Raw genomic sequence first — 26,480 nt, 5'->3', positions numbered from 1 at the left:
ATCGGGGGGGTCACGCCCTCCCGGGGATTCCGGGTCCCGGGAGGGCGTCAATTCCCGATCAGTGTGAATACCCTTCGGGTGCCGGGCAAGAGGGGTCAGGGCAACTTTTTCGAAGCGCTTCGACTGTGATCATGGAGGAAAGTCTGAAATCGCAGCGAAATGGCCTGCCGGGGATCGCAGTCCACCCGGCTCCGGGTCCCGTCCGGGAACGCGACCGCGAAGCCGCGGGGCTCCACCGAGCGCAGCCGGGCGTGCGCCCGCCCCCGCTCCCACTCCAGGACGTCGACGATGAGCCCGCCCCGGCCGCGCAGCCCCTCCACCCGGCCCGAGGTCCACGTTCCGGGCAGGGCGGGAAGCAGGTCGGCGCGGCCCTCGGTGGAGCCCAGCAGCATCGCGGCGACGACCGCGGGCAGCCCGCCGCCGATGTCCACGTTGAACAGCTCCCCGCGGTTGTGGGTGGGGGTGAGGGTGGGCCGCCAGTAGCGGGAGGCCAGCATCCCCAGCGCCGCGTGCGCCCGGTCGGCCAGGCCGAGCCGGGCGGCCGCCAGTCCGAGCTGGACCAGCCCGAACGCCATCTCGTCGGACTCCTCCCCCCTCCACCAGTCCAGGCGGGCGCGCACCGCGGCCGCGGCGGCCGCCCGCAGGCGGGGCGCGGCGAGGGCCGGGTCCGGCTCGTACCAGAGCGGGTACAGGTGGGAGGCGTGCCGGTGGGCGTGCCGCTCGGTCTGGGCGAGCGGACCGGCCGGGCCCGCCCACTCGGCCAGCTCCCCGCCGGGGGCGACCCGGTAGGCGGGCAGGCGGGCGGCCAGCGCCGCCCACCGGCGCCCGCCCGGCAGGCCCAGCACCCGGTGCGCGCGCATGAGGTTGCGGCACAGGTCGCGGACGGCGGCGACGTCCATGGTGGCGTTGGCGCAGGCCTGGCCGTCGGCGTCGGCGGGGGTGTTCTCCGGCGAGTACGACGGGACGAACCCGTCCCCGGTGAGGAAGTCCTCGTGGAACAGGGCCGCCTCGGTGAGGAAGGGCAGCGCCCGCTCGCGCAGGAAGCCGCGGTCGCGGGTGTGGGCGTAGTGGTCCCAGTACAGCCGCCCCGCCCAGGCGGCCCCGGCGGTCCAGCAGGTCAGGCACCACACCGGCCCGAAGTGCTGGTGGCGGCCGGAGGTGGAGGCGTGCGCGGGCACCAGGATCCCCCGGCACCCGTACAGGCGGCGGGCGTTCTCGCGCAGGTCGCCGAGCATGCCCTCCAGCAGGTCGAACACCGGGGTCATCAGCTCGGGGGTCCCGGTGGCGTGCAGGGCGGCCACGGCGGAGAACAGGTTGCCGTCGAAGGTGTACCCGGACCGCCAGGGCGGGTCGTAGGTGCCGCTCCACACCCCCTGGAGGGTGGGCGGCAGGTCCCCGGTGCTCGACACGATCGCGTACCGCCCGGCGTCCACCAGCCGGGCCAGGTGCTCCGGCGCGGTCCCCTCGGCGGCCGGGCCGCCCAGGTCGATGCGGAACCGCTCCATGAGGGCGCCGTGCAGCGGGGCGTGCCGGGCCAGGACCTCGGCGAAGGCCGGTGCCCCGGGGACCGCGGTCCCGGACGCCCCCGCCGCGGAGGCTCCGCCGACCGCTCCCGCGGTGTCCGCCCCGCACGCCGGTGCGGCCGCCGTAGCCCCCTCCGCCGTCTCCTCTCCGGCCGCGCCCGCCGCGGCGGGAGTCCCGGGCGGGGCGGCGGGGATGTCGACGGTGACGCGGGCGATGACCTCCAGGCGCCGCACCCCGCGCAGATCGAGGCCGCCGGGTGCGGGGGTGACCGTGCCCCCGTCCGCGGTCAGCGAGCACTCGACCGTGTACCCGGCGGGGGCGGCGTCCGGCGCACCCGCCGGGCGGTCGGGGAAGCGGACGCGCAGCCGCAGCAGGCCCGGGGCCGCGGCGGAGTCCGCGGCGGTCCGCACCGGCGGCGGCCCCTGCGGGAGGGCCAGGCGCAGCGTCCCGTCCAGGCCCGCCGCCCGGGTCAGCTCCACCGCCACCACCCCCGTCGCCGGCCCGTCCGCCCGGGAGGCCACCGCGCGGTGACCGGTCCCGTCCGGGAGGGTCTCGGCGACCACGCCGGTGGCGAAGTCGCAGTTCCGCAGCGGATCGCCCGGGACGGGGGCGCGGGGGGAGAAGGAGAGCACGGCCGCGGGCACCAGCGGGTCGATCCACCGGGTCCGGGCGTACCCGGGGTCCTCGGCGGCGGCGAAACCGGCGATCCGCTCGGCCGCCTCCCGGGACCGGCCCGCCAGGACCAGGGCGCGCAGCTCCGGCAGGAGGCGCGAGGTCTCCGGCGCGGGCAGGGCGTCGGCGGTCGGCAGGAAGAGCCGCTCGTGACACAGGGTGAGGGCCACGAGTCCGGCGGTGGAGTGCACCAGGGCACCGACCCGGCCGCCCCCGGTGACCAGGGCGTCCTCCCAGGAGGAGGCGGGGTGGCGGGTGCGGGCGCCGCGGACGGGGGGTGTGCGGGGGTGGGACATGTCGCTCCCGGGGGGTGAGGGGTGTCGGGCGGGCGGGGTTCCTCGCCATACTTCCTTCGTCCGCCCAACCTAAGGAGTCCCCCGTATGGCCGCCCAGACCCCGCCGCACTCCCCGCCCCGCAGGCAGCTGTGGTTCGGCGGAGACCACAACCCCGAGCAGTGGCCGGAGGAGACGGCCGCCGAGGACGTCGACCTGATGCGGAGGGCGGGCGTCAACCTGGTCACCGTCGGCGTGTTCGCGTGGTCGCGGCTGGAGCCGCGCGAGGGCGAGTACGACTTCGCGTGGCTGGACCGGGTGCTCGACCGGCTGCACTCGGCGGGCGTCCGGGTGGCGCTGGCCACCCCCACCGCGTCGCCGCCGCCGTGGTTCTCGCTGGCGCACCCCGACGCCCTGCCCGTGAACGCCGACGGGGTGCGGCTCGTCCACGGCAGCCGCGACACCTACGACGTGTGCGCCCCGGCCTACCGGCAGGCGTCGGTGCGGATCGTGCGGGCCATGGCCGAGCGCTACGCCCACCACCCGGCGCTGGCGATGTGGCACGTGCACAACGAGTACGGGACGTGGACCTACTCCGAGCACGGCGCCCGGGCGTTCCGGGACTGGCTGCGCCGCCGCCACGACACCCTGGACGCGCTGAACCGGGCGTGGACCACCGAGTTCTGGGGCCAGCGGTACGGGTCCTGGGACGAGGTGCTGCCGCCGCGGGCCACCCAGTACCTGGCCAACCCGGCGCATGTGCTGGACTTCCGCCGGTTCCTGTCCGACGAGATGCTCGACCACTTCCTGGACCAGCGAGACGTGCTGCGGGCGGCCTCCCCGGAGGTGCCGGTCACCACCAACCTGGCGTTCGGCGACTGGGTGCCGGTGGACCCGTGGCGGTGGGCCGAGCACGTCGACCTGGTGTCCGTGGACGACTACCCGGACCGGGCCGGGGAGGGCGGGGACGAGCAGACCGCGTTCGCCGGGGACCTGGCCCGCTCCTGGGCGGACCGGGTCCCCGGGGAGGGCCGCCCGTGGCTGCTCATGGAGCAGGCCGCAGGGGTGGTCTACGAGAAGGGGATCGTGCGCCCCAAGGCGCCCGGGGAGATCGCCCGGCACAGCCTTGCGCACGTCGCCCGGGGGTCGCGGGGGGCGATGTTCTTCCAGTGGCGGGCCTCCCGGGGCGGGGCGGAGCAGTGGTACTCGGGCATGGTGCCGCACGCCGGGCCGGACTCGCGGATCTTCCGGGAGGTGTGCGAGCTGGGCGACGTCCTGGGGCGCATCGCCGAGACGGCCGGGTCGGACGTGGTGGCGGACGCGGCGGTCACGTGGGACCCGGAGAGCTGGTGGGCGATGAAGGCCACCACCCTGCCCTCGGACCGGGTCGACTACCTGGCGGCGGTGCGCCAGGTGCACCGGGTGCTGTGGCGGTCGGGGCGCACGGTGGACTTCGTGCGCCCGGACCGGGAGCCGCCGCGGGTGCCGCTGCTGGTGGTGCCGTCGCTGTACCTGCTGTCCGAGCGCGACGCCGAGCGGCTGGCCCGCTACACCGAGAACGGCGGGACCCTGGTGGTCACCTACCTGAGCGGTATCGCCGACCCCACCGGGACGGTGCGCACCGGCGGCTACCCCGGGATGCTGCGCGACCTGCTGGGCGTGCGGGTGGAGGAGTTCCACCCGATGTCCGAGGGCGAGAAGGCCGGGGTGGACGTGGGGATGGTGCGCGAGGAGGTGACCCTGTGGAGCGAGCGCGTGCACCTGGAGGGCGCCGAGGCGGTGGCCCCGTACGCGGGCGGGGAGCTGGACGGACTGCCCGCCGTGACGCGGCGCCGGTACGGGGCCGGTGAGGCCTGGTACGTGTCGGCGCACCTCAACGACCGGGGGCTGGGCCGGGTGTTCACCGAGGCCGCCGGGCAGGGCCCCTTCCCCGAGGAGGGTCTGGACGTGGTGCGCCGGGTCGGGCCGGAGGGGGCGTGGGTGTTCCTCACCAACCACGGGCACCGGGCGCTGCGCATCGACCCGGCCCGGCTGGGGCTCGGCGCGGGGGCGGTGGACCTGGTGTCCAAGACCTCCGCCGACGGGCTGCTGCTGCCCGGCGGGGGCGTGGCGGTGCTGCGCGGCCACCCCGTTGACAATTAGTTGGGAGCCTAGACAAACTGAGGTCCCCGACCCCAGGAGGCATCCCATGACCGCGTACCGACCGACGCCCGAGGACAGGTTCACCTTCGGGCTGTGGACCGTGGGCTGGCGCGGCGCCAACACCTTCGGCGACGCCGTGCGCCCCCCGCTCGACCCGGTGGAGGCCGTGCACCGCCTCGCCGGCCTGGGGGCGTACGGCATCACGTTCCACGACGACGACCTGATCCCGCCCGGCAGCTCGCCCGCCGAGCGGGAGGGGATCCTCAAGCGGTTCCGGGCGGCCCTGGACGAGACCGGCCTGGCGGTGCCCATGGCCACCACCAACCTGTTCCAGCACCCGGTCTTCCGCGACGGGGGGTTCACCTCCAACAGCCGCGACGTGCGCCGCCACGCCATCCGCAAGGTCGTCCGCAACATCGACCTGGCGGTGTCGCTGGGCGCCACCACGTACGTGTGCTGGGGCGGCATGGACGGCGCCGAGACGGAGGCGGGCAAGGACGACGCCGCCGCCCTGGACCGGCTGCGCGAGGCGTTCGACATCCTCTGCGGGTACGTCCGCGAGCAGGGCTACGACCTGCGGTTCGCCATCGAGCCCAAGCCCAACGAGCCGCGCGGCGACGTCCTGCTGCCGACGGTGGGCCACGCGCTGGCGTTCATCGAGTCCCTGGAGCACTCCGAGATGGTCGGGGTCAACCCGGAGGTCGGCCACGAGCAGATGGCCGGGCTCAACTTCGCGCACGGGGTCGCCCAGGCGCTGTGGGCGGGCAAGCTGTTCCACATCGACCTCAACGGCCAGCGAGGGGTGAAGTACGACCAGGACCTGCGGTTCGGCGCGGGCGACGTGAAGGAGGCGTTCTTCCTGGTCGACCTGCTGGAGGGGGCCGGGTACACCGGTCCGCGGCACTTCGACTTCAAGCCGCCGCGCACCGAGGACATGGACGGGGTGTGGGTCTCCGCGGAGGCGTGCATGCGCAACTACCTGATCCTCAAGGAGAAGGCCGCCGCGTTCCGCGCCGACCCCGAGGTCCAGGAGGCCCTGGCGGCCTCGCGGGTGCCGGAGCTGTCGGTGCCCACGCTCGGCGAGGGCGAGAGCCTGGCCGGGCTGCTGGCCGAGGAGTTCGACGCGGACGAGGCCGGCGGGCGCGGCTACCACTTCGAGCGGCTGGACCAGCTCGCCCTGGAGCACCTGCTGGGCGTGCGCTGACCGGCGGGTCGCCCTGACGGACCGGGGCCGCGCCGGGGTGTGCGCCCCGCCGGGAGGGCACGCCCCGGCGGACGGGCACGCCCCGGCGGGCGGGGCGGCGCCCCTCCCGGGCGTACCGGGGCCCGGGAACGGCGGCGGCCCCGCCGGCGAGCGGCGGGGGGGTTTCGGTCAGGAGCGCCGACACCCGCCGGAGGACCGTTTCCCGTGCCGCCGCGGCCCGGGCCGTGGCCGGGCGCACCCGCGGTGAGCAGGCGTTCCTGCGCCCGGCCCGCCCGCGGGCGGGCCGGGCGCAGGGCCGTCGGCGGCCCGCCGGGGTGTACCGGGGGGGCCGCCGGGTAGCCGTCGCCTCGAATCGCATGACGAACCGACCCCGAGGAGGTTGTGATGCATTCGCAGGAAGGGCTCGGAAAGCCCGACGGCGGTGTCGGCGACAGGTTCGGCACGGCCCGCGCCGCGGCCCGGGAGGACGCGGCCACCGCGGAGGACCGGACGCGCCCCTTCGCCCACGGGACGCGGCCGGAGGCGGGACGCACCGCGGGAGGACGCGCCAGGCCCGGCAGCGTCACCGCCGTCCTCGTCCTCCTGGCCCTGATCACCGCCTACCAGCTCATCGCCGGAGGCCTCGCCCTCGCGGGCGGGATCGCCGCCGAGACCGTGGACACCGTCCCGCCCCCGCCGGGGATCCCCGTCTGGGCCGTGTTCGTGGCCGTCGGGATCGCCCTGGTGTACGGCGTCGCCTGCCTCTTCCTGGCGATGATGGTCGCCAGGGGCCGGCCCGACGCGCGCCCGGCCGCCCTGCGCGTCAACGCCGTCTACGGCGTGCTCATCCTGGCCCTGGTGTTCACGCCCGTCGCGGGGGTCCCCGAGATCCTCGCCTCCGCCGCCGCGTTCACCGTGGTCGCGCTGCTCTACTCCCGGAGCGCCAAGGCCTACTTCGACAGGACCCCCGCGGCTCCGGGAGCCGCGGTGTGAACGGACGGAGGGCCCCCGCCCGGCGCCCGCCGGCCGGGACGGCCCCGGAAAAGACGACGGCCCCGCCGGGCGTGATGCCCGACGGGGCCGTCCCCCGTCTGTGCGGGACGATGCGGCGGTCGCCTCACGGCGTGGTGCACAACACGGCTCCGTGACCGCCCGAAGGCGCGGTATTCCGTGAAGGCTTCGGTTGAGCCCGGGGGACACTTTCTACCGCACCGTCCCGCATGGGGTGCAACGGGTGGCCGCCCCGGGAAATTCCTGTGAGTGCGGTCACTCGGCGACCGGCACCACGGCCCCCTTCCTGACCAGCACCGGAGCCCGCTCCAGGGGGGTGTCCAGGACGATCTCGGCGCCGCCCGTGTGCGTCTCCCCCGTCCACGGGTCCGTCCAGTCCGCGCCCTCCGGCAGGTACACCCGCCGCGAGCGGGCGCCGTACTCGGTGACCGGGGCGACCAGCAGGTCCGGGCCGAACAGGAAGGCGTCGCCGTCCTCCCAGGCGCGCGGGTCGCCGGGGTGGTCCACGAACAGCGGGCGCATCGGCGGCAGCCCGCGCTCGTGGGCGACGCGCATCTGCTCCATGACGTAGGGGCGCAGCCGCTCGCGCAGGAACAGCAGCTCCCGCAACGACCCGTACACCTCCTCGCCGTAGGACCACACCTCGTTGGGCCCGCCCGTCATCTCGGGGTAGAGGGCGTGCGAGAACGGCTCCCGGTACCCGTGCAGCCGCAGCAGCGGGCAGAACACGCCGTACTGGAACCACCGCACCATCAGCTCCCGGTACTCCGGGTCGTCGTGGTCGCCGCCGTGGAATCCGCCCACGTCCGTGGTCCACCAGGGGATCCCCGACATCGCCACGTTCAACCCGGCGCGGATCTGGGCCCGCAGGGAGGCGAAGGTCGGGGCGATGTCGCCCGACCACAGGGCGGCCCCGTACCGCTGGGAGCCCGCCCACGCCGAGCGGCACAGCGTGACCACCTCCTCCTCCCCCGCGGCGAGCATCCCCTCGTAGAAGGCGCGGGCGTGCTCGCGCGGGTAGATGTTGCCGACCTCCTCCCCCGGTCCCGCGTGGTAGCGCAGGTTGCCCGGGTGACCGGGCTTGAGCTCGGGCTCGCAGGCGTCCAGCCACCACACCCGGATGCCGAGGGAGTGGTAGTTCTCCCGGATCCGCTCCCACAGGTAGGCGCGGGCCTCCGGCTTGGTGGGGTCGTAGAACGACACCTGGACGTGGGCGTCCACGCCCTTGTCGGCCCAGTCGGCGTGCACCGGCGGCCCCTGCTCGGTGGCCACCAGGTGCCCGGCCTCCAGCATCGGCTTGTAGTTCTCGCTGAGCGGGCTCACCGAGGGCCACACCGACACCATCAGCTCCACCCCCATCTCCCGCAGCTCCTCGACCATGGCCCGGGGGTCGGGCCACTCGGCCGGGTCGAACCGCCAGTCGCCGAGGTGGGTCCAGTGGAAGAAGTCCGCGACGATGACCGACAGCGGCAGCCCCCGGTCGCGGTACTCCCGGGCGACCCCCAGCAGCTCCTCCTGGGTGCGGTAGCGCAGCTTGCACTGCCAGAACCCCGAGGCGAACTCCGGCAGCATCGGCGCGTGCCCGGTGGCGTCGGCGTAGCGCTCCAGGACGGCGGCCGGGTCGGGCCCGGCGGTGATCCAGTAGTCGATCTGGCGGGCGCTGTCGGAGGTCCACCGGGTGCCGTTGGCGGCGAACTCCACCCTGCCCACGGCGGGGCTGTTCCACAGCAGCCCGTAGCCGCGCGAGGAGACCACGAAGGGGACGGTCACCTCCGCGTTGCGCTGCACCAGGTCCACCACCGCGCCCTTGTGGTCGAACAGGCCGTGGGTGTGCTGGCCCAGCCCGTACAGGCGCTCGTCGTCGTAGGCCCGGAACCGCTGCTCGATCCGGTAGTAGCCGTTGCCGGTGGAGGAGTAGACGCGCGGGCCCGGCCACCAGAAGTGGGCGCGCTCCTCGGCGAGCAGCTCCTCGCCCGGGCCGTCGCCGGCGGTGCGCAGGAAGCGGAGCATGCCGGAGGCGTCGATCTCGGCCCGGATGGAGCCGTTGACCAGCACGGCCCGGTCGCCGTCCAGGAACGTGCGGGCCCCGTCGCCGGTGGCCGGGGGGTCGTCCAGCGCCCCGGGCAGGTCCTCGCGCAGGACGGACAGCCCTGCCTGGACGCGCAGGCCGTCGGCGCCCCAGGCCCGGACGCGGACGACCTGGTGGCCGCCCCGCCACTCGATTCCGTCCTCGATCTCGTTGAACATGCCTCGTCCTTCCGGTCGGGGGGTGGGACCGCGCGGTCGACGCGGTCACGATCGGTGGGTGGGTGCGCACCCGGTCGTCGAAGCGCTTCGACGACGGATGCGGGGAACCGCCGGGCGGTCGCCCGGCGGGGTCAGTCCGCGGGCGGGGCCGTGCTGGCGCCCGGGACGATCCGCGGTTCCAGGAGGGTGACCGCGGGCCGCTCGGGGCCGTCGATCCGGTCCATGAGCAGGGACACCGCGCGGGCGCCCAGCTCCTCGGCGGGCAGCTCCACCCGGGTCAGGTCGGCGACTCCCGACGGCAGCGGTCCCAGGGCCACCACGGAGATCTCCGGCGGCACCCGGCCGTGCTCGGCGAAGGCGTCCAGCAGCGGGGCGAGCGAGGCCTCGTTGTGCACGATGAGGCCGGTGAGCCCCGGCCGCTCCCGGACCAGCGCGGACGCCAGCTCCCGGGCGCCCTCCGGGTCGCAGGGGTGGAACACGGCCCGTACCCCGCGCCGCCGGGCGGCCGCCTCGAACCCGGTCAGGGTGCGCTCGGCGAACCCGGTGCGCCGCCCGTACACCGACGCGGGCTGGCCGACGAAGGCGATCTCGCGGTGCCCCAGGTCCGCCAGGTGGTCCACGCAGGCGGCGCCCGCCGCCGCGAAGTCCAGGTCGACGCAGGTCAGTCCCTCCGTGTCGGCCGGGACGCCGATGAGCACCGAGGGCAGGTCCAGGGAGCGCAGCACGGGGACCCGGGCGTCCTCGGTCTCCACGTCCATGACGACGACCCCGTCCACCATGGCGCTGCCCGCCACCCGGTGCAGGCCCGCCGGGCCCTCCCCCTGGGTGAGCAGGAGGACGTCGTGGTCGTGGGCGCGGGCGGCGGTGACCACCGAGACCGCGAACCGCATCGCCACGGGGACGTGCACGTCCTCGCGCAGGGGGACGACCAGCGCCAGCACGTTGCTGCGGCGGCTGGCCAGGGAGCGGGCGCCGGCGTGCGGCCGGTAGCCCAGGGCGTCGATGCTGTCGAGCACCCGGCGCCGGGTGGTCTCGGAGATCGAGCGCTTCCCGCTGAGGACATAGGAGACCGTGCTGGGCGACACGCCGGCGTGCCGGGCCACATCGGAGATCCGCACGGTGCCGTCCCGTTCGTTGTCGAAGCGATTCGATGAGATGTTACGCACGACTCCACCCTGGCGCAATGCCTGCTCCGACCGCCAGAGTGGAGACCCGGCCCCATACGAAACCAGGGCGGCGGAGCGGGCGTCTACCAGGGAACGGGGACGCCGCCCCCGCTCCCCGCCCCCGCGACCGTTCCCCCCACCCCCGCTTCGGAAGGAAACCCGTGGGCGTCGATCCACTCCTCCTCATCTTCCCCGTCCTCTTCCTGCTCCTGAGCGCGGCCGCGCTGGTCATCGGCTTCACCGCCCCGTACGGGAGGCGGGCGCTGACCGTGGTCGGCGGCGCGCTGCTGCTGGCGGGTTCCGGCCTCGAACTGCTGCTGACGTTCGCGAGCTCATCGATCCACGAGGCCGTGAGCTCCCTGAACGGGGGACGGACCGCCTCCATCGCCCTGAACGTGCTCGCGGGGGTCTCCGACCTCCTCTGGGCGACCGGCCTGCTGCTGGTGGCCCTGGCGGCGGTCCGCCGCCGCCCGCGGCCCCGTGCCGCGGCCGGACCGCCCGCGGCCCACGGCGCTCCGTACGGCGGCCACCCGGGCGCGCACCCGGCGGGTCCGCAGCGGCCTGGTCCGCAGCCGGGCGGCCCCGGGCAGGGCGGGCCGGGCGGCCCGCAGGCTCCGGGACCGCGGCCGGGCGGGCCGGGGCGGCCCGGACCGCGGCCTCCGCACACCCCCAGCTGACCGCCACGAGACCGGGAGAACACACGGACATGATCAGCCTCCTCTTCACCTTCCTGTTCGCCTGTCTGACGCCCATGGTGGTCGGCGCCATCGCCCTGGTCCGCTCCTTCGGCGCGCCCTCCGGCAGGGGGGCCGCCGCCGCGGGCGGGGTGCTGCTGCTCCTGTCGGGGCTGGTCACCACCGGCTGGCACATCTACACGAGGTTCGTCCTCTCGCCGGACCCCTTCCTCGACCCCGGCTTCGTGCTCGCTCCCCCCGGCGTCCTGGAGGCGGTCTTCCTCGGGGTCGGCGCCCTCAGGACGGGCGGCCTGGTCCTGCTGCTGGTCGCGGTGCTGAGCGCCCGGAAGTTCGGGGACGGTCCGCAGGGCCCGCCCGCGGCCCCCACCGCCCAGGGCCCCTGGGCCCCGCACCCCGCTCCGACCACGGGAGGACCCCGATGAGCACGACACCCGACCTGACACCCCTGGTGTCGTTCCTGCCGGCACTGCTGTTCATCGCCGCCGAGATCGCCCTGGGCATCGCGGCGGCGGCCGCGGGCCCGCGCCTGCCGAAGGGGCGCAGGGGAGCCGCGGTGACCGGTGGCCTGATGGTCCTGGCCGCCGGACTGATCCAGATCGCGGCGCAGGTCCTCGTGTTCACCATGCCGGACCTGATGGCCGCGTTCGCACTGCCCGTGACCGCGTTCCACACGTTGTCGGCGGTCCTGCACGGCGCGGCGACCCTGCTGTTCGCCGGGGGCGGGATCGCCCTGGTCCTCGCCGCGACCAGGGCACCCGCGCGACCCGGCCCGCACACACCCGGCGGTGCGTACCCGCCCCCCGGCGCCCACCCGCACCCCGGCCGCTAGGAGACCCCCATGCCCATGAACGATCCCGGCCTGCTGGTCGGCGTCCTGTTCAACGTCCTCCTCGCCCTGGTCCCGCCGGCGGTGATCGCGGTCGTCGCCCTGGCGCGGGCGCGGCATGCGGCCGCACCGGGCCTGGTCCGCACGTCGGCCGTGCTGTTCCTGTGCTCCGGCCTGTTCAACGCCCTCTTCCAGGTGCTGTGGGTGGTGGTCCCGAGCAGCGTTCCCGACCCGATCGCCGTCCTGTCCGTGCTGGGCCTGGTCCAGGGGGTGCTGGTCGGCCTGCTGACGACCGGCGCCCTGCTCCTCCTGGTCATGGCCCTGTGGCGGGCCCGGACCGCGGTCCGCCGGGCACCCGGCGGGTACGGCGGTGGCGGCGGGTACGACCAGGGCGGCGCGGTGTACCACGCGGGCGACCCGCACCACGGGGACGACTCCTCGCACCGGTCCGCTCACGAGGGGGCTCCCGGCGCCCCGCCCGCGCACGGGCAGCCCGGCGACCCCGGCGCGGCGCCCTCCCACGGCCACCAGGGGTCGTCCGGTTCGTCGGGCGGCGGGTTCTGGAGCGGCTGGGGCGGCGGTGACTCCGGCGGCGGCTGGGGCGGGGGCGACTCCGGCGGAGGTGGCGGCGACGGCGGTGGTGGCGGAGGCGGGGACTGATCCGCCCCGGCACCTCCCGCGGCGCGGCCCTCCGGCCGCGCCGCAGCCGTGTCCGCACACGCACACCGTTCCAGCTCCACCCCACACGTCGCCCCGGGCACACCACACCCACGCCATCCCCCCGCGGCGCACACGCATCCGGCGTTCCACGCACCACTGCGGATCCACCGGGCACACCGCTCGGGGCGCGGCACACGCGCACCACCCGCCCTGGCGTGCACACACGGGCACGGCGGGGCGGGACGGCGGCGTCCGGCGGTCAGGGGGTGTCGGGGGCCCGGCGGATGACGCCGGCGGAGCCGTCGATGGTGATGACCTCCCCGTCGGCCAGCTCCTCCGTCACGCCGGGAACACAGATCACACAGGGGATCCCGTACTCCCGGGCGACCGTCGGCCCGTGGGCGATCGTCGAGCCGGTCTCCACCACCACCCCGCCCGCGGTCATGAACAGCGGCGTCCACCCGGGGTCGGTGGTCGGGGCCACGAGGATGTCCCCCGGTCCGATCGACGCCCCGGCCGGATCCCTGATCACCCGGGCGCGCCCGGTCGCCTCGCCCGGCGAGGCGGCCACCCCCGACAGGACCCCCGGGCCGCCCCGGCCCGTGCCGGGCGGCAGTGTCACCTCCACGTCGGTGCCGTCCGACAGCAGCACCGGAGGGACCCGGCGGCGCCGCTGCTCGCGGCGGTGGAACTCCCTGCGCGCGGCGACGACCCCGCGCAGGTCGGCCCCCTCCAGCAGCTCCCGCGCCTCCCGGAAGTCCACGAACATGATGTCGTCCGGGCGCTCCAGGCGCCCCTCTCCGACGAGCCCCTCCCCCAGCAGGAGCAGTTCCCGGCGGGCCGCCGCGATGGCGTACAGCCACACGAACTTGGGGTACTCGCGGACACCGCCGAGCCCGCGGGCCCGCTCGAAGAGGAAGTCGGCGACGCGGGCGCGCACCGGGTGGCGCACGCGCGTGCGCGCCACCAGCTCGGACCGCGCCCGCTCGGCCTCGCGGCGGCGCGCTCGAAGCGCCGGTCCGGGGCCTGGTCCCGGTCGGTCACCCGCAGGTACCCGGCGATCGCGGCGAAGAGCGGGGCCGGGTCCTGCGACCACCGCGGGACCCCGATGTCGATCTCCGCCGCCGCGCGGTGTCCGTACCTCTCCAGGAAGGCCCGCAGGCCGATGTCGGGCAGCTCCCCGGCCAGGTACCGCTCGGCCAGGCGCTCCGGCGGGGTGCCGGCGAAGACGTCCCCGTGCTCCGCCGCCGCCCGCGAGACCCGCCACAGCTCGAGGTCCATGGTGGTGGTGACGTTGTACGGCATGCCCCGCAGGACCGCGGCCACCTCCGCGGGGGTCGCGACGCCCCGCAGCAGGCCCTCCGGAAGCCGGCCGGCGAGGAGGCCGACGAACAGCGGGCCCAGCATGGGGGTCATGGCCTCCCGCAACAGAGGGGCCTGGACGTGCTCGGCGTACTCCAGGCGCTCGTGCGCGGTGGCGTCGGGCCCGGGCCCCCGGGCCACGGCCAGGCGGGCCGCCTCCCCCGCCAGCAGCATCCGCTCCCGGGCCGCGGCGGGGTCCCGCAGTGCCGCGACCGCCCCTGCCGCCAGCCCTGCGGCCAGGGGGAGCGCCGCACCCGCGACGCGGACCGCGACACGTGCCCGGCCCGGTCCCGGGCGGGTCCGGCGCGGCGCGAACCGGGGGTCGGCCAGCACCGACCGGATCGCCGCCCGGGTCCGCGGGCCGTACAGCTCCATGCCGTCCGGCAGGGCTCCGCGGATCCACCGGTTGCGGACGAACGGCGTCAGGTCCAGGTAGAGGCGCCCGCCGATCCCGGTGAGGAGGCCGGTGTCCGCGTACGGGTCGATCCGTATCCCCGGTGACCGGAACCAGTCGGCGGTGGCGACCTTGAGCCCGGACATTCCCATGGGCGTGCAGGGGCGCAGCAGGCCCTGCATGTGGCCGCCCTCGAAGTACACGCGCGGCCCGTCGGGATGGTCGGGGGGCAGGGGGAACAGCGTGGTGACGGCGCGGGACTGGAGCGTCCACAGGACGCCGTCGGCGTCGATCGCCCACTCCACGTCCTGCGGTGCGCCGAAGTGCTCCTGCAGGCGCAGGCCCAGCGCGCGCAGCTCCTCCACCTCGGGCACCGAGAGGCAGCCGCCGGCCGGGGCGGTGACCCCTCCGTCGGGGCGCACCGTGTAGTGGTCGGGCTCGGCGGTGCCGTCCACGACGGCGGTGCCCGGGCCCGGCACGGCGTCGACGACCGTCTCTCCGCGGGTCCCGGTGACCGGGTTCGCGGTGAACAGCACCCCGGCGGCCCGGGGGCCGACCATGCGCTGGACGACGACCGCCATGTGGACGGACCCGTCGTCGATGCCGCGGTCGCGGCGGTAGGCGACCGAGCGGTCCGTCCACAGGGAGTCCCAGCAGCGGCGGATGGCGGTGACCAGGTCGTCGACGCCCTCGACGTCGAGGTAGGTGTCCTGCTGCCCGGCGAAGGAGGCGTCGGGCAGGTCCTCGGCGGTGGCGCTGGAGCGCACCGCGACCGGCCCCGCGCCCAGCGCCTCGTAGGCGGCGGCGACCTCGTCCCGGGGAACGGTGCCGTCCCGGTGGGCGTCGGTGGTGACGCAGAACCCCGGCGGGACCCGCCCGCCCGCGGCGATCGCTCCGGCCAGCCCCGCGGCCTTGCCTCCCACCAGGGCGTGGTCTCCGGTGCCGATCCGATCGAGGGGGAGTATCCGCATGGCCCGCTTCCTCCTTCGCCGGTCCGTCCTGTCGGACCCGTGCCCGGAAGGGGGCCCGGCGAACCCGCGCCACGGGTCGCACCGGGTGGGCGCCGGTCCGGAGCCCGCGCCGGTCGGCGGCCGGCGCGGCCGCGTCCCCGGACGGGGCGGCGGAGGAGGCACGAGGAAACGGACGGGCGCGCGGGCGGGCCCGGAAGGCCGACCGCGGCCAGGGGTCACGGCCGGACGTGCGGGGCGTCCGGCCGTTCGGGTGCTCGGTGTGCGGCTGTCGGGGCGGGGCTCAGCCGGCCTGGCGCTTCTCCAGCGCCTCCATGGCGGCGACGGCGGTGGCCACCGTCTGGTGGACGGGGACCTGCCGGTGCAGGCCGACCAGGCGGACGACCTTGGTGACGCGTTCGTTGAGGGCCGCGAGCGCCAGCGCCCCGTCCCGCTCACGGACGGTGCGGTAGGCGTTGATGATGACGTTGAGGCCGCTCGAGTCCATGAAGTCGAGCCCCGACATGTCCAGGATCAGCCACGGTCCGTGGTCTTCGATCGCGGACCGGATGTGCTCCTGGAGGTCGTTGGTGGTCGCGATGTCGAGCTCGCCCTCGACCGCGACGATGACGCTGCGGCTTTCCACCTTTGTGCTCAGTCCGAGCCTGTGCACGTTCTCTCCTCCCGACCCCACTTCGAGAAGGCGAGGGGTCCCTTCGCTTGACCATACGCGAGCGCGCGGCCCGCGCCCGTCGGGTCCGTTCCCACTCCCACGGGTCCGGACCACCGAGGAGGGAAGCGCTGGCGCGTCCGCGTGTCCGGTAAGTCGTTGGACACACACGGTATAAGCCAGGAGGGCGTTCGGGAATGGCATACCGGAAGAAATTTTCGCCTCGGGGGCACGAACCCCCGACACTCCACCCGAAATCGCCCGTTGACTCTATGCCATTTCACGATATGGGACACGCCGCACCCACAGGCCCGGCCGCCCGGATCCGCCGTGGCCGGACCGGAGCCCTACCGCGGGTCCCCGGCCGGCTCCGCGCCCCCGCCGCCGTCACCCTGGGTGAACATCGTGAGAAGCTCTCCCGCCGCGAGCGTGGCCGTGGTGTCCCCCGACCGGACCTCGCGCTCCAGCTCCGGGACGCGCGCACCCACCCCCGGGTGCCGCAGGAACGCGTCCATCAGCCGGTCGCGGACCTGGTCCCACATCCAGCTGACCCGCTGCCCGCTGCGCCGCTCGGCCAGCGACCCGTCGGCGTCCAGCACCTTGCGGTGCTCCCGGACCGTCTCCCACAGCTCGTCCAGGCCCTCACCGGTGAGCCCGCTGCACGTGAGCACCGGCGGCCGCCAGTCCGGGTGCACCGGCTGGAGCAGGCGCAGCGCCCGCGACAGCTCGCGGGCCGCCTTGCGGGCGTCCTCGGCGTGCGGGCCGTCGGCCTTGTTGACGGCGACCACGTCCACCAGCTCCAGCACGCCCTTCTTGATGCCCTGGAGCTGGTCGCCGGTGCGGGCCAGGGTGAGGAACAGGAAGCAGTCGACCATCGCGGCGACCGCCACCTCGGACTGCCCCACCCCCACGGTCTCCACCAGCACCACGTCGAACCCGGCCGCCTCCATGAGCAGCATGGTCTCCCGGGTCGCCCGCGCCACCCCGCCCAGGGTCCCCGCCGTCGGCGAGGGGCGGATGAACGCGTCGGGGTCCACCGCCAGGCGGGCCATCCGGGTCTTGTCGCCCAGGATGCTGCCGCCCGAGCGGGTGGAGGACGGGTCCACGGCCAACACCGCGACCTTGTGGCCCCCACCCGTGAGCCGGGTGCCCAGGGCGTCGATGAACGTGGACTTGCCCACCCCCGGCACACCGGTGACGCCCACCCGGTGGGCGCCGCCGGTGTGCGGGAGCAGGCGCACCAGCAGGTCCTGGGCGGCCCGGGCGTGGTCGGGGCGGCGCGACTCCACCAGGGTGATCGCCCGCGCCAGGGTGGGCCGGTGCCCGGCCAGCACCCCTTCGGCCAGCGCGGCCACGTCCACCGGCCTGCGCCGTCGCATCCGGTCCACGCCCGTCTCCTCGTCCCTCGTCGTCACCGCGCCCCGCCCCCGGGGTGTCCGCGGCGCCCGGACCGCCCGGGGAGGCCGCCCCGGGACGGTCTCCGTGTCCGCGCCGCCGTCCGGCCCCCGTCGGCCCCGCGCTCTCCACCGGTTCCATGGCCCCCACGGGTCACGCGGGCGCCGCCGTCCCCCTGGGTCACGCCTGCTCCAGCCGGGCCTCCAGCTCGTCGAGCAGGCCGATGGCGGCCTCGGCGATGACCGTACCCGGTGGGAAGATCGCCGCGGCACCGGCCTCGCGCAGGGCGTCGAAGTCCTGCGGGGGGATCACGCCGCCGACCACGATCATGATGTCCCCGCGGTCCAGCTTCGCCAGCTCCTCGCGCAGCGCGGGCACCAGGGTGAGGTGCCCCGCCGCCAGCGACGACACCCCCACCACGTGCACGTCCGCCTCGACCGCCTGGACGGCGACCTCCTCCGGGGTCTGGAACAGCGGGCCCACGTCCACGTCGAAGCCCAGGTCCGCGAACGCCGTCGCGATGACCTTCTGGCCCCGGTCGTGGCCGTCCTGGCCCATCTTCGCCACCAGGATGCGGGGGCGGCGCCCCTCCTCCTCGGTGAACTCCTCCACCCGGCGGGCCACCCGCTCCATCAGCCCCGCCGCGTCCTCGCTGCCCGCCGCCTCGTCCCGGTACACACCCTGGATGGTACGGATCTGGCCGGAGTGGCGCCCGAACACCTTCTCCATCGCGTCGGAGATCTCGCCGACGGTGGCCTTGGCACGGGCCGCGTCCACGGCCGCCGCCAGCAGGTTGCCGGTGAGTTCGGCGTCGGCCCTGGACTCGCGCCCGGCCGCCGCGGTGAGGGCGTCCAGGGCGGCGCGCACGGCGTCCTCGTCGCGTTCCTCGCGCAGGCGGCGCAGCTTCTCCAGCTGGCTGGCCCGCACCTTGGAGTTGTCGACCTTGAGGACGTCGATCTCCTGCTCGCTGTCGGGCCGGTACTTGTTGACGCCGATGACGGGCTGGCGCCCGGAGTCGATGCGCGCCTGGGTGCGGGCCGCCGCCTCCTCGATGCGCATCTTGGGCAGCCCGGCGTCGATGGCGGCGGCCATGCCGCCCGCCTTCTCGACCTCCACGATGTGGTCCCACGCCCTGGCCGCCAGCTCCCGGGTGAGCCGCTCCACGTAGTAGCTGCCGCCCCACGGGTCGACCGACCGGGTGGTCCCGGACTCCTGCTGGAGGAGGAGCTGGGTGTTGCGGGCGATGCGCGCGGAGAAGTCGGTGGGCAGGGCCAGCGCCTCGTCCAGGGCGTTGGTGTGCAGCGACTGGGTGTGCCCCTGGGTGGCGGCCATCGCCTCCACGCAGGTGCGGGCCACGTTGTTGAACACGTCCTGGGCGGTCAGCGACCAGCCCGAGGTCTGGGAGTGGGTGCGCAGGCTCAGCGACTTGTCCTGGACCGCGCCCAGGTCCCTGACCAGGCGCGCCCACAGCAGGCGGGCGGCGCGCAGCTTGGCGACCTCCATGAAGAAGTTCATGCCGATCGCCCAGAAGAACGACAGCCGCGGCGCGAACACGTCCACGTCCAGGCCGGAGCGCTGCCCGGCGCGGATGTACTCCACCCCGTCGGCCAGCGTGTAGGCGAGTTCGAGGTCGGCGGTGGCCCCCGCCTCCTGCATGTGGTAGCCGGAGATGGAGATGGAGTTGAACCGCGGCATCCGCTGCGAGGTGTACGCGAAGATGTCGGAGATGATCCGCATAGACGGCCGCGGCGGGTAGATGTAGGTGTTCCGGACCATGAACTCCTTGAGGATGTCGTTCTGGATGGTCCCGGACAGCTTCTCCGGCGGAACGCCCTGCTCCTCGGCGGCGACGATGTACAGCGCCAGCACCGGCAGGACCGCGCCGTTCATGGTCATCGACACGCTCATCCGGTCCAGCGGGATCCCGTCGAACAGCTGCCGCATGTCGTAGATGGAGTCGATGGCCACGCCCGCCATGCCGACGTCGCCCGCGACCCGCGGGTGGTCGGAGTCGTAGCCGCGGTGGGTGGCGAGGTCGAAGGCGACCGACAGGCCCTTCTGCCCGGCCGCCAGGTTGCGGCGGTAGAAGGCGTTGGACTCCTCCGCGGTGGAGAAGCCCGCGTACTGGCGGATGGTCCACGGCTGGTTGACGTACATGGTCGGGTACGGGCCGCGCAGGTACGGGGGGATGCCGGGGAGGCCGTCGACGAAGCCGAGCCCGGCCCGGTCGGCCGGGGTGTAGAGCGGCTTGACGGGGATGCCCTCGGGGGTCTCCCACTCCAGGGCGTCGGGGGCCTTGCCGGTGGCCTCCTCGACGGCGGCGGCCCAGCGGGCGTCGTCGCCGGAGGGCTCCGGCTCGCCGGGGGCCACGGTGGACAGGTCGGGGATCATGCTTCCTCCCCCTTCGGGACCAGCAGGTCGACCAGTTCGGTGAGGAGGGCGACGGCGTCGCACCCCTGGTACAGGAAGGCGTCCGCACCGGTTTCCCGGGGGGCGCCCGCCAGCAGGACGCGTTCGGCGCCCGCCTCCCTCAGGGCCTCGACCGCGGCGGCGGCGTGCTCGGCGTAGACCTTGTCGGAGGAGCACACCACGGCCACCCGCAGGCCGGAGTCGGCGAACGCGCGCGCGGCCGCGGCGGGTTCGGCGGGATCCAGCGGGCCGGGCAGGCGGGCGGCGATCCCGCCCGCGGCCAGCAGGTTGGCGGCGAAGGAGGCGCGCCCGGTGTGGACGGCGACCGGGCCCAGCGTCGCCAGGAAGACCTCGGGGCGCTCGGCGGCGGCATCCGAGCGGTCGCGCAGCTCCTCGAACTCGCCCGCGTACCGGCGCCGGGGGAACCAGGAGCGGCGCTCGGGGAGGGGCTCGCGCTCCAGCGGCTCCTCGTGGGGGTTCGGGAACTCGCTGACGCCGGTCAGCGGGGAGCGGCGGTGCGCCAGGTCGGCGCGGCGGCGCTCCCAGACGTCGTCGACGCGCTCGCGCAGCCAGCCGTCCTCGACCACCTCGGCGGCGCCGCCGGACGCCTCGACCTCCTGGAGGAAGGCCCATCCGGCGAGGTAGAGGTCGCGGGTGAGCGCCTCCACGTGGAAGGAGCCGCCGGCCGGGTCGGCCACCCTGGCCAGGTGCGCCTCCTCGATGAGCAGGGCCTGGGTGTTGCGGGCGACCCGGCGGGCGAAGTCGTCGGACAGGCCCACGGCCGCGTCGTAGGGCAGGACGGTGACCGCGTCGGCCCCGCCCACCCCGGCGGCGAAGCAGGCCACCGTGGTGCGCAGCATGTTCACGTGCGGGTCGCGGCGGGTGAGCATCGCCTCGGAGGTGACCGCGTGGACCCTCATGGTGCGGCGGTCGGCGGGGACGCCGCCGACCTCCAGCACCCGGTTCCACATGGCGCGGACGGCGCGGAGCTTGGCGATGCCCGCGAACTGGTCGGCGTTGACCGCCAGGCGGAACTCGATGCGCCCGGCGGCGTCGGCGATGTCCAGCCCGGCGGCCGTGAGGGAGCGCAGCAGCGCGGTCCCGGCGGCGACCGCCCAGCCCAGCTCCTGGCCGTCGGAGCCGCCCGCGTCGTGGACCAGGGTGGCGTCGGCGGTGACCAGGCCCAGCCCGGGGCGGCCCCGCGCGCGGTCGGCGGCGAACCGGGCGGCGTCCAGGACGTCGGGGCGGGCCCCGGCGCGGGCCGCCGCGGTGAGGGGGTCGATGCCCAGGTGGGAGATGACGCGGGAGTCGGGGACGTCGGCGTCGGCGTGGGCGCGCAGCAGGGCGTCGGCGGCCTCGCGGTAGGCGGCGCCGGGTTCCAGGACCACGGGTGCCAGGTCGAGGTAGACGTCCGTGAGCGCGGTGCCCAGGCGGTCGGCGGGCAGGTGCCCGTCGCCGACCGCGATCCACAGGGAGGAGACCCCGTTCATCAGGTCGGTGTGGGCTCGGCGGCGCAGCACCTCGGGGTCGGCCTCCAGGTAGCGGGCGCGCACGTCCCAGCCGCCGGTGGCCACCGGGCGGTAGCCGCGGGTGAAGGGGGCCAGCCCGGGGTGGCCGGGGTCGGCGGCGGGCGGCTCGGCGGTGGCCAGGGGCGCGATGTCGAAGCCGTCGTAGGTGCGGGTGGCCAGCACGGCTTCGGGGCGGTCGGCGAGGCGCCCGTCGGCGACACCGCTCTTGCGCAGCACTCCGGCGACCAGTTCCCGCCACCGGTCGAGGGTGGCGACCGGGAACCCTTCGGCGGGGTCGAAGGCGCCGGATCCGGCGGCGCCGCTCTCTTGGACGTCCATACCTCGGATGGTAGAGAACCGGATTCGGTGATGGGGCGCCGGGGTGTGGCCCGGGGCACGTCCGGACGCAGAAGTGACCGTGGTTCGAGCCTCCCGTGACCGGAACTCGACGCGGGCTCGACGGCGGCTCGACGGGAGTGCGCGGAGTGACCGGGAACCGACCCGCCGTCAGCGGCATCCCACCCCACCGGAACGGCGTTCCACCACCCTGCAACGACCACGAAGGAGAGCCCACGATGTCTCCGTCCTCCCGGCGGACCCTTACCTCCCTCACGGCCGCGCTCGCCGTGGCGCTGACCGCCGCCTGCTCCGGCGGCGCCCCCGAGGACCCGGGCGAGGCCTCTCAGGAGGAGCTGGCGGCGCTGCTCGTGGAGGGCGAGGTCCCGGCCGACCCGCCAGAGGCGGACCTGTCCGCCCTGCCCCCCGAGCCCGAGGCGTCGGCGCCGGTCGCGGAGCGGGCCGCCTGGCACCTGCTGTCGGACGTCTCGGCGATCGCGGGGGAGGCCGACCCGGAGGCGACCGCGGAGTGCCCGGCCCGGATGCGGGAGGCCGCGGGCGAGAGCCACACCTGCACGCTGACCTACGGAGGCGTCGAGCTGGAGTTCCCGCTCACCTCGGAGGAGGCGGCCGGAGGGGCCGCCTTCTCGATCGAGCACCCGCGGGTGCCGGTCACCCGCGGGTTCGCCGAGGAGAACCTCCGGCACCAGAGCGGCTCCGGGGCGGTGTTCTGCGACATGGAGGACGTGGCCGTCCTGGAGCCGGGGGCCGAGGAGCCCGCGGACTTCACCTGCTACGCCCGGGACGGCGGGGTGGCGTGGGTGGACTCGGCGGAGGACACCGTCAGCCCGTACGACGTGTACATGCTCAACGGCGGGTTCCTCTCCTTCTCGCAGGGCGTGGCGGCGACGAACGGCTGACGGGTACGGGCGCCGCCCGCCCGGGGGGCGGAGTGGAACGGCACGGCGGTCGGTCCGGGGGCAGCGCCCCCGGGGCGCGTGGCCGCAGAAGCGGACCGGTGGCGAAGCGGGCGGGCCCGGCGGTGTACCGCCGGGCCCGCGGAGGCGGAGGAGTGGGCGGTGACGGCTCTCGACAGGCGACGGGCACGGGCGGTGTCCGCGACCCGGCCCCCGGTCGGCCGCGCGGGCGGGGGCGGCTGATGCCCTTCACACCCGCGCACGCGGCGGCCGTGCTGCCCCTGGCCCGCACCCGGCTGCCGACCTCGGCGCTGGTCGTGGGCTCGCTGGTCCCCGACCTGCCCTACTACCTGCCGCTGCCCGTCGGGGCGTCCACCACCCACTTCCCCCCGGGGCTGCCGGTGGTGGTGGCGCTGGGGGCGTTGGTGTGGGCCTGCTGGACGTACGCGCTGCGGGCGCCCCTGGCCGCACTGGCCGGGCGCGAGGCGGGGCCGCCGCCCGCGCCGAGCGCGCGCGGCGTCGCGTGGGGGGCGGCGGCGATCGCGGTGGGGGCGCTGACCCACATGGTGTGGGACGCGTTCACCCATCCGGGCGGCGCGGGGGTGCAGCTGCTCCCGGTGCTCCAGGCGCCCGTGGTGGAGCCGCACAAGGCCTACAACGTGCTGATGTACGCCGGTTCGGTGCTGGGGCTGGCGGCGGTCTCGTGGTGGGTCGCCCGCCGGGCCGGGGGTCCGGTGGAGCCGCGCTGGGTGCCGCTCGCCGCGATCGCCGCCTGCGCCGTGGCGGGCGGCCTGGCGGGCGGGCTGACGGAGCGCGCCGCCGTCAGCGGTTACGACTTCGTGCGGTCCGTGCTGCTGGGCGCCGCCCCGGGCGCGGCGGCGGGGGCGGCCGCCTGGAGCCTGTACTGGTGGATCGGCCGGAGGAGAAGCGCGTGAACGGCAGCCCCGTCATCGACCTGTGCGTGGTCCTCTTCCGCGGGGACGGGCGCGTGCTGCTGGGCGAGCGGCGCAACACCGGGTTCCAGGACGGGCGGTACGCCATCCCGGGCGGCGGCCTGGAGCCGGGCGAGTCCATCCCGCAGGGGGCGGCCCGCGAGCTGTACGAGGAGGTCGGCGTGACCGTCGACCCCGACACCCTGCACTGCGCGCACGTGACCCACCACCGCAACGCCGAGGGGGTGACCCGCATCGGGTTCTTCTTCACGGCCCCGCGCTGGGAGGGCACCCCGGTCAACCGGGAGCCGCACCTGTGCGCGCGGCTCACCTGGGAGGACCCCGACGACCTGCCGGAGAACACCATCCCGTTCGCCGCCGAGGTCATCGCCCGCATCCGCGCGGGCGAGCGGTTCTCCGTCCACGGCTGGGACTGACCGCGCGGGAGGGCGGCGCGAACCGCCGGCGTGGTGCGCAAGCCGGTGAAGGGCTCGCCGCCCGCCGGACCGCCCCGGCCCCCGTCGGCCGGGGCGGCACCGGGCGCCTACCGCTCGGGCCTGCGCTTGGGCCGGTACGAGGTGGTGAACCACACCCCCGCCAGCAGGGTCGCCCCCATCACGACCAGCGCGACCGCCCACACCCCCACCGGCGCCATGGCCGCCTCGCACATGTCCTGGGGCAGGAAGGGCGACCGGTCCTCATAGGGCGTGTAGGCGAACCATCCGAAGGAGGCGGTGGCGCCGAGCGGGGTCCACCAGCCCGCGCCGCACGAGCCGGCGGGGACCAGTCCCAGGGCCGCGCCTCCGGCGATCAGGGCGGCGGCCATCGTGCGGATGATCTGGACGGGGGACATGGATCTCCTCGAAGCCGGGGGGTTCATCACCCTGCACTCTCCCGCACGCCCGCGGGCCGCCGGGACAGGGGGTCGTGAAGCCGCCGGAAGGGGCGCGCCGCGTCCTGCGTCCCGTCCGGTCGCGTGCGGCGGCTCCTCCGGGCGGTCCGGTCCCGCCGGAGAGGCCACCGCGCATCCTCACCGTCAGGGAAGGTGCTCCAGCAGCAGCTCCGCCAGGCGCCCGGGGGTGCGCAGCGGCAGGTAGTGGTCGGCGTCGGGGACCAGGTGGCCGCGGGCGCCGGGGATGCCGCCGGCCAGCCGTCGCACGATCACCCCGATCTCGGCGTGGTCGCGGTCGCCGTGGACGACCAGGGTCGGCACGGCGATGTCGCCGAGGTGCGCCTCGGCGTCGGGGTTCGGCGGGGGCGCCATGTACCGCTCGCTCACGAGGCGCCGGTGCGCGTTGTCGGCGACCATCGCCTCGATCAGCTCCCCGCCGGGGGCCGTACGGCCCATGGGGGCCCAGACCGACAGTTCGAGCCGCGCCAGCGCCTCGGCGTCCCCCTCGCGGCGGGCCGTGTCGTAGGCCGTCGAACCGGCGTCCTGCGGCCAGTCGTGCCCGCCGACGGAGCTGCACACCAGGCCCAGCGCGGCGACCCGGCCGGGGTACGCGAGGGCGAAGTCCAGCGCGGTCTCCCCGCCCATGCTCAGCCCGACCAACGCGGCCCGGCGCAGGCCGAAGTGGTCGAGCACCGACCGGAGGTCCTCGACATCGCTGAACGGCCGTTCGGGGGCGAAGGAGCGGCCCAGTCCGCGCGCGTCGAAGCGGACCACCCGGTGGCGCCGGGCGAGCCCGGGGGCGACGGTGTCCCACAGGCGGGAGTCCATGCCGGCGCCGTGCAGCAGCACGACCGGGCTGCCGGAGCCGCTGCTCTCGGCCCACAGCCGCCCGCCGTCGGGGGTGGGGACGTAGGTCCCGGCCGCGGGCGGGGCGGTCGGACCGGTGTTCGGTTCCATACCGCGATCATGGCAGGCCCGCGGCGGACGCTGCCGCGTGCCCCGTCTCACCCCGGGACCGCCTCCGGACGGCCGGGTACCGGCTCCACCTGCTTGTACCCTGAGGCGGAGCGCGGCCCCTCGGGCCCGCCGCCCTCGCCCCGATCCCGCGGACCGCCCACCGGCGGGCGCACACCGCGCAGCCGTCCGCGGGGGGCCGGGGCCGCCACGGGACAAGGGGAGGTACGACAGTGACCACGTGGAGCACCGCCGACATCGAGAAGGCGGCTCACGTGCTGCGCACGGGCGGACTGGTGGCGCTGCCGACCGAGACCGTCTACGGTCTCGGCGCGAACGCCGAGGACCCGGGCGCCGTCACGCGCATCTTCGAGGTGAAGGGCCGCCCTCCCTCCCACCCGCTCATCCTGCACATCGGCTCCGCCGCGCGGCTCGGCGACTGGGTCCGGGAGGTCCCGGACACGGCCCGGGTGCTGGCCGAGCGCTTCTGGCCGGGGCCGCTCACGCTGGTCCTGCGGCGGGGTCCCCGCGTTCCCCTGGAGGTGACCGGCGGGCTGGAGACGGTGGCCGTCCGCGTGCCCGCCCACCCCGCCGCGCTCGCGCTCCTGGACGCCTTCGGCGGAGGGGTCACGGCCCCGTCCGCGAACCGCTTCGGCTCGGTCAGCCCCACCACGGCGCAGCACGTCCGCGAGGAACTGGGGGCCGACGTCGGCTTCGTGCTGGACGGGGGCCCCTGCGAGGTCGGCGTCGAGTCGACCATCGTCGACGTCACGGGCGGGACGCCGAGCGTCCTGCGGCCCGGGGGCGTCACCAGGGAGGACCTGGAGGAGGCGCTGGGCCGACCGGTGGCGGCGCCCTCGGCGAGCCCGGTCCGGGTGCCGGGGCAGCACCCCTCGCACTACGCGCCGCGTGCGCGGGTCGTCCTGGTCGCACCGGACGAGGTCGTGGGCGAGGCCGAGCGCCTGGGAGCGCGGGGCCTCGGCGTCGGCGTCCTTGTGCCCCCCGGGTCGGGGGACGCGCCCGCCGGGGCGCACGCCGTCGTCCCGGTGCCCGCCTCCCCGGCGGAGTACGCACGCGGGCTCTACGGGTTCCTGCGCGACCTCGACCGGAGCGGGTGCGACGTCATCGTGGCCTCCCTCCCGCCGGAGGAGGGTCTGGGGTTCGCGATCGCCAACCGGCTCCGCCGGGCCGCCGGGCCCCGCCCGTCCGCGGAGGGGTGACCGGAGCCCAACGGCCGGTCCGCCGACCGGGGTGGAGCAGGCCGCCGACCCCGCGCCGCCGCGGGGTCGGCGGCCTGCTCCACCCGGCCTCCCCACTCTGCGTCCTCATCAGCGCGCCGAGGGGAAGCCGTCCTCCGCTGGTCGC

20 protein-coding genes and 1 pseudogene are annotated in these 26,480 nt (G+C 75.8%); 11 read left to right on the top strand and 10 right to left on the bottom strand.

Annotation, left to right across the window (positions count from 1 at the left end):
- Positions 1-95: 95 nt before the first annotated feature.
- Complete coding sequence (locus tag ACSUPR_RS18210) at positions 96-2,492, bottom strand: glycosyl hydrolase family 95 catalytic domain-containing protein (RefSeq protein ID WP_436885832.1); 2,397 nt, start codon at positions 2,490-2,492, stop codon at positions 96-98.
- A gap of 85 nt (positions 2,493-2,577) precedes the next feature.
- Here ACSUPR_RS18210 and ACSUPR_RS18205 point away from each other — a divergent pair, with 85 nt between their 5' ends.
- From ACSUPR_RS18205 to ACSUPR_RS18195, 3 genes are all read left to right on the top strand, one after another.
- Positions 2,578-4,611, top strand: a complete 2,034-nt coding sequence (locus ACSUPR_RS18205; RefSeq protein WP_436885830.1) for a beta-galactosidase — start codon at positions 2,578-2,580, stop codon at positions 4,609-4,611.
- A 46-nt stretch (positions 4,612-4,657) separates the two neighbouring features.
- Complete coding sequence (gene xylA / locus ACSUPR_RS18200) at positions 4,658-5,815, top strand: xylose isomerase (RefSeq protein WP_436885828.1); 1,158 nt, start codon at positions 4,658-4,660, stop codon at positions 5,813-5,815.
- Between the two features lie 384 nt (positions 5,816-6,199).
- The gene (locus ACSUPR_RS18195) at positions 6,200-6,787 is read left to right on the top strand and encodes a hypothetical protein (RefSeq protein WP_436885826.1); all 588 of its coding nucleotides are present in this window, start codon (positions 6,200-6,202) and stop codon (positions 6,785-6,787) included.
- A gap of 273 nt (positions 6,788-7,060) precedes the next feature.
- Here the strand turns inward: ACSUPR_RS18195 and ACSUPR_RS18190 are convergent, their stop codons facing one another.
- Together ACSUPR_RS18190 and ACSUPR_RS18185 are read right to left on the bottom strand one after the other, a co-directional pair.
- On the bottom strand, positions 7,061-9,052 hold the full coding sequence (locus tag ACSUPR_RS18190; protein WP_436885824.1) for a glycoside hydrolase family 31 protein: 1,992 nt from the start codon (positions 9,050-9,052) through the stop codon (positions 7,061-7,063).
- Between the two features lie 131 nt (positions 9,053-9,183).
- A complete protein-coding gene (locus tag ACSUPR_RS18185) occupies positions 9,184-10,170 on the bottom strand; it encodes a LacI family DNA-binding transcriptional regulator (RefSeq protein ID WP_436892049.1) in 987 nt (328 codons plus the stop codon).
- 209 nt (positions 10,171-10,379) lie between these two features.
- Here ACSUPR_RS18185 and ACSUPR_RS18180 point away from each other — a divergent pair, with 209 nt between their 5' ends.
- Genes ACSUPR_RS18180 through ACSUPR_RS18165 form a run of 4 tightly spaced genes read left to right on the top strand, consistent with a single transcriptional unit; the run spans position 10,380 to position 12,399 of the window.
- A complete protein-coding gene (locus tag ACSUPR_RS18180) occupies positions 10,380-10,895 on the top strand; it encodes a hypothetical protein (protein ID WP_436885822.1) in 516 nt (171 codons plus the stop codon).
- 29 nt (positions 10,896-10,924) lie between these two features.
- A complete protein-coding gene (locus ACSUPR_RS18175) occupies positions 10,925-11,335 on the top strand; it encodes a hypothetical protein (RefSeq protein WP_436885820.1) in 411 nt (136 codons plus the stop codon).
- Positions 11,332-11,742: a hypothetical protein gene (locus ACSUPR_RS18170; RefSeq protein ID WP_436885818.1), complete on the top strand. Its 411-nt coding sequence runs from the start codon at positions 11,332-11,334 to the stop codon at positions 11,740-11,742. Before ACSUPR_RS18175 ends, ACSUPR_RS18170 begins: the two co-directional genes overlap by 4 nt.
- A gap of 9 nt (positions 11,743-11,751) precedes the next feature.
- Positions 11,752-12,399 (top strand): hypothetical protein, encoded by a 648-nt coding sequence (locus ACSUPR_RS18165; RefSeq protein WP_436885816.1) that lies wholly within the window; start codon positions 11,752-11,754, stop codon positions 12,397-12,399.
- 259 nt (positions 12,400-12,658) lie between these two features.
- On the opposite strand, the pseudogene ACSUPR_RS18160 reads toward ACSUPR_RS18165, so the two are convergent.
- The 5 genes and pseudogenes from ACSUPR_RS18160 to ACSUPR_RS18140 all read right to left on the bottom strand — a co-directional run bounded on the left by ACSUPR_RS18160 (position 12,659) and on the right by ACSUPR_RS18140 (position 21,423).
- Positions 12,659-15,126, bottom strand: a pseudogene (locus tag ACSUPR_RS18160) (PEP/pyruvate-binding domain-containing protein).
- A 280-nt stretch (positions 15,127-15,406) separates the two neighbouring features.
- Positions 15,407-15,775, bottom strand: a complete 369-nt coding sequence (locus ACSUPR_RS18155; protein WP_436885814.1) for an STAS domain-containing protein — start codon at positions 15,773-15,775, stop codon at positions 15,407-15,409.
- 344 nt (positions 15,776-16,119) lie between these two features.
- Positions 16,120-17,151, bottom strand: coding sequence for a methylmalonyl Co-A mutase-associated GTPase MeaB (meaB, locus tag ACSUPR_RS18150; RefSeq protein WP_436892048.1), 1,032 nt, complete (start codon positions 17,149-17,151; stop codon positions 16,120-16,122).
- Between the two features lie 196 nt (positions 17,152-17,347).
- The gene (gene scpA / locus ACSUPR_RS18145) at positions 17,348-19,558 is read right to left on the bottom strand and encodes a methylmalonyl-CoA mutase (protein ID WP_436885812.1); all 2,211 of its coding nucleotides are present in this window, start codon (positions 19,556-19,558) and stop codon (positions 17,348-17,350) included.
- Positions 19,555-21,423, bottom strand: a complete 1,869-nt coding sequence (locus tag ACSUPR_RS18140) for a methylmalonyl-CoA mutase family protein (protein ID WP_436885810.1) — start codon at positions 21,421-21,423, stop codon at positions 19,555-19,557. The genes scpA and ACSUPR_RS18140 overlap by 4 nt, the downstream gene beginning before the upstream one ends.
- 236 nt (positions 21,424-21,659) lie before the next feature.
- Between ACSUPR_RS18140 and ACSUPR_RS18135 the strand changes: the two genes are divergently transcribed.
- The 3 genes from ACSUPR_RS18135 to ACSUPR_RS18125 all read left to right on the top strand — a co-directional run bounded on the left by ACSUPR_RS18135 (position 21,660) and on the right by ACSUPR_RS18125 (position 23,706).
- Positions 21,660-22,340, top strand: a complete 681-nt coding sequence (locus ACSUPR_RS18135) for a hypothetical protein (RefSeq protein WP_436885809.1) — start codon at positions 21,660-21,662, stop codon at positions 22,338-22,340.
- Positions 22,341-22,579: 239 nt separating this feature from the next.
- Positions 22,580-23,272 carry a DUF4184 family protein gene (locus ACSUPR_RS18130; RefSeq protein WP_436885808.1) on the top strand — a complete coding sequence of 231 codons (693 nt, stop codon included), beginning with the start codon at positions 22,580-22,582 and terminating at the stop codon, positions 23,270-23,272.
- Positions 23,269-23,706, top strand: coding sequence for an NUDIX hydrolase (locus tag ACSUPR_RS18125; RefSeq protein WP_436885807.1), 438 nt, complete (start codon positions 23,269-23,271; stop codon positions 23,704-23,706). The genes ACSUPR_RS18130 and ACSUPR_RS18125 overlap by 4 nt, the downstream gene beginning before the upstream one ends.
- A 107-nt stretch (positions 23,707-23,813) precedes the next feature.
- On the opposite strand, the gene ACSUPR_RS18120 is transcribed toward ACSUPR_RS18125, so the two are convergent.
- Both ACSUPR_RS18120 and ACSUPR_RS18115 read right to left on the bottom strand, forming a co-directional pair.
- Positions 23,814-24,122 (bottom strand): hypothetical protein, encoded by a 309-nt coding sequence (locus ACSUPR_RS18120; protein ID WP_436885805.1) that lies wholly within the window; start codon positions 24,120-24,122, stop codon positions 23,814-23,816.
- Between the two features lie 183 nt (positions 24,123-24,305).
- Positions 24,306-25,118, bottom strand: a complete 813-nt coding sequence (locus ACSUPR_RS18115) for an alpha/beta fold hydrolase (RefSeq protein ID WP_436885804.1) — start codon at positions 25,116-25,118, stop codon at positions 24,306-24,308.
- A 230-nt stretch (positions 25,119-25,348) separates the two neighbouring features.
- Here ACSUPR_RS18115 and ACSUPR_RS18110 point away from each other — a divergent pair, with 230 nt between their 5' ends.
- Positions 25,349-26,335 carry an L-threonylcarbamoyladenylate synthase gene (locus ACSUPR_RS18110; RefSeq protein WP_436885802.1) on the top strand — a complete coding sequence of 329 codons (987 nt, stop codon included), beginning with the start codon at positions 25,349-25,351 and terminating at the stop codon, positions 26,333-26,335.
- Positions 26,336-26,480: the final 145 nt, after the last annotated feature.

The sequence above is a fragment of the Nocardiopsis dassonvillei genome (assembly GCF_964273065.1).
GTDB lineage: Bacteria > Actinomycetota > Actinomycetes > Streptosporangiales > Streptosporangiaceae > Nocardiopsis > Nocardiopsis dassonvillei_B.
Note: the sequence above shows the minus strand (reverse complement) of the source record. Positions and strands in the feature narration are given on the sequence as shown.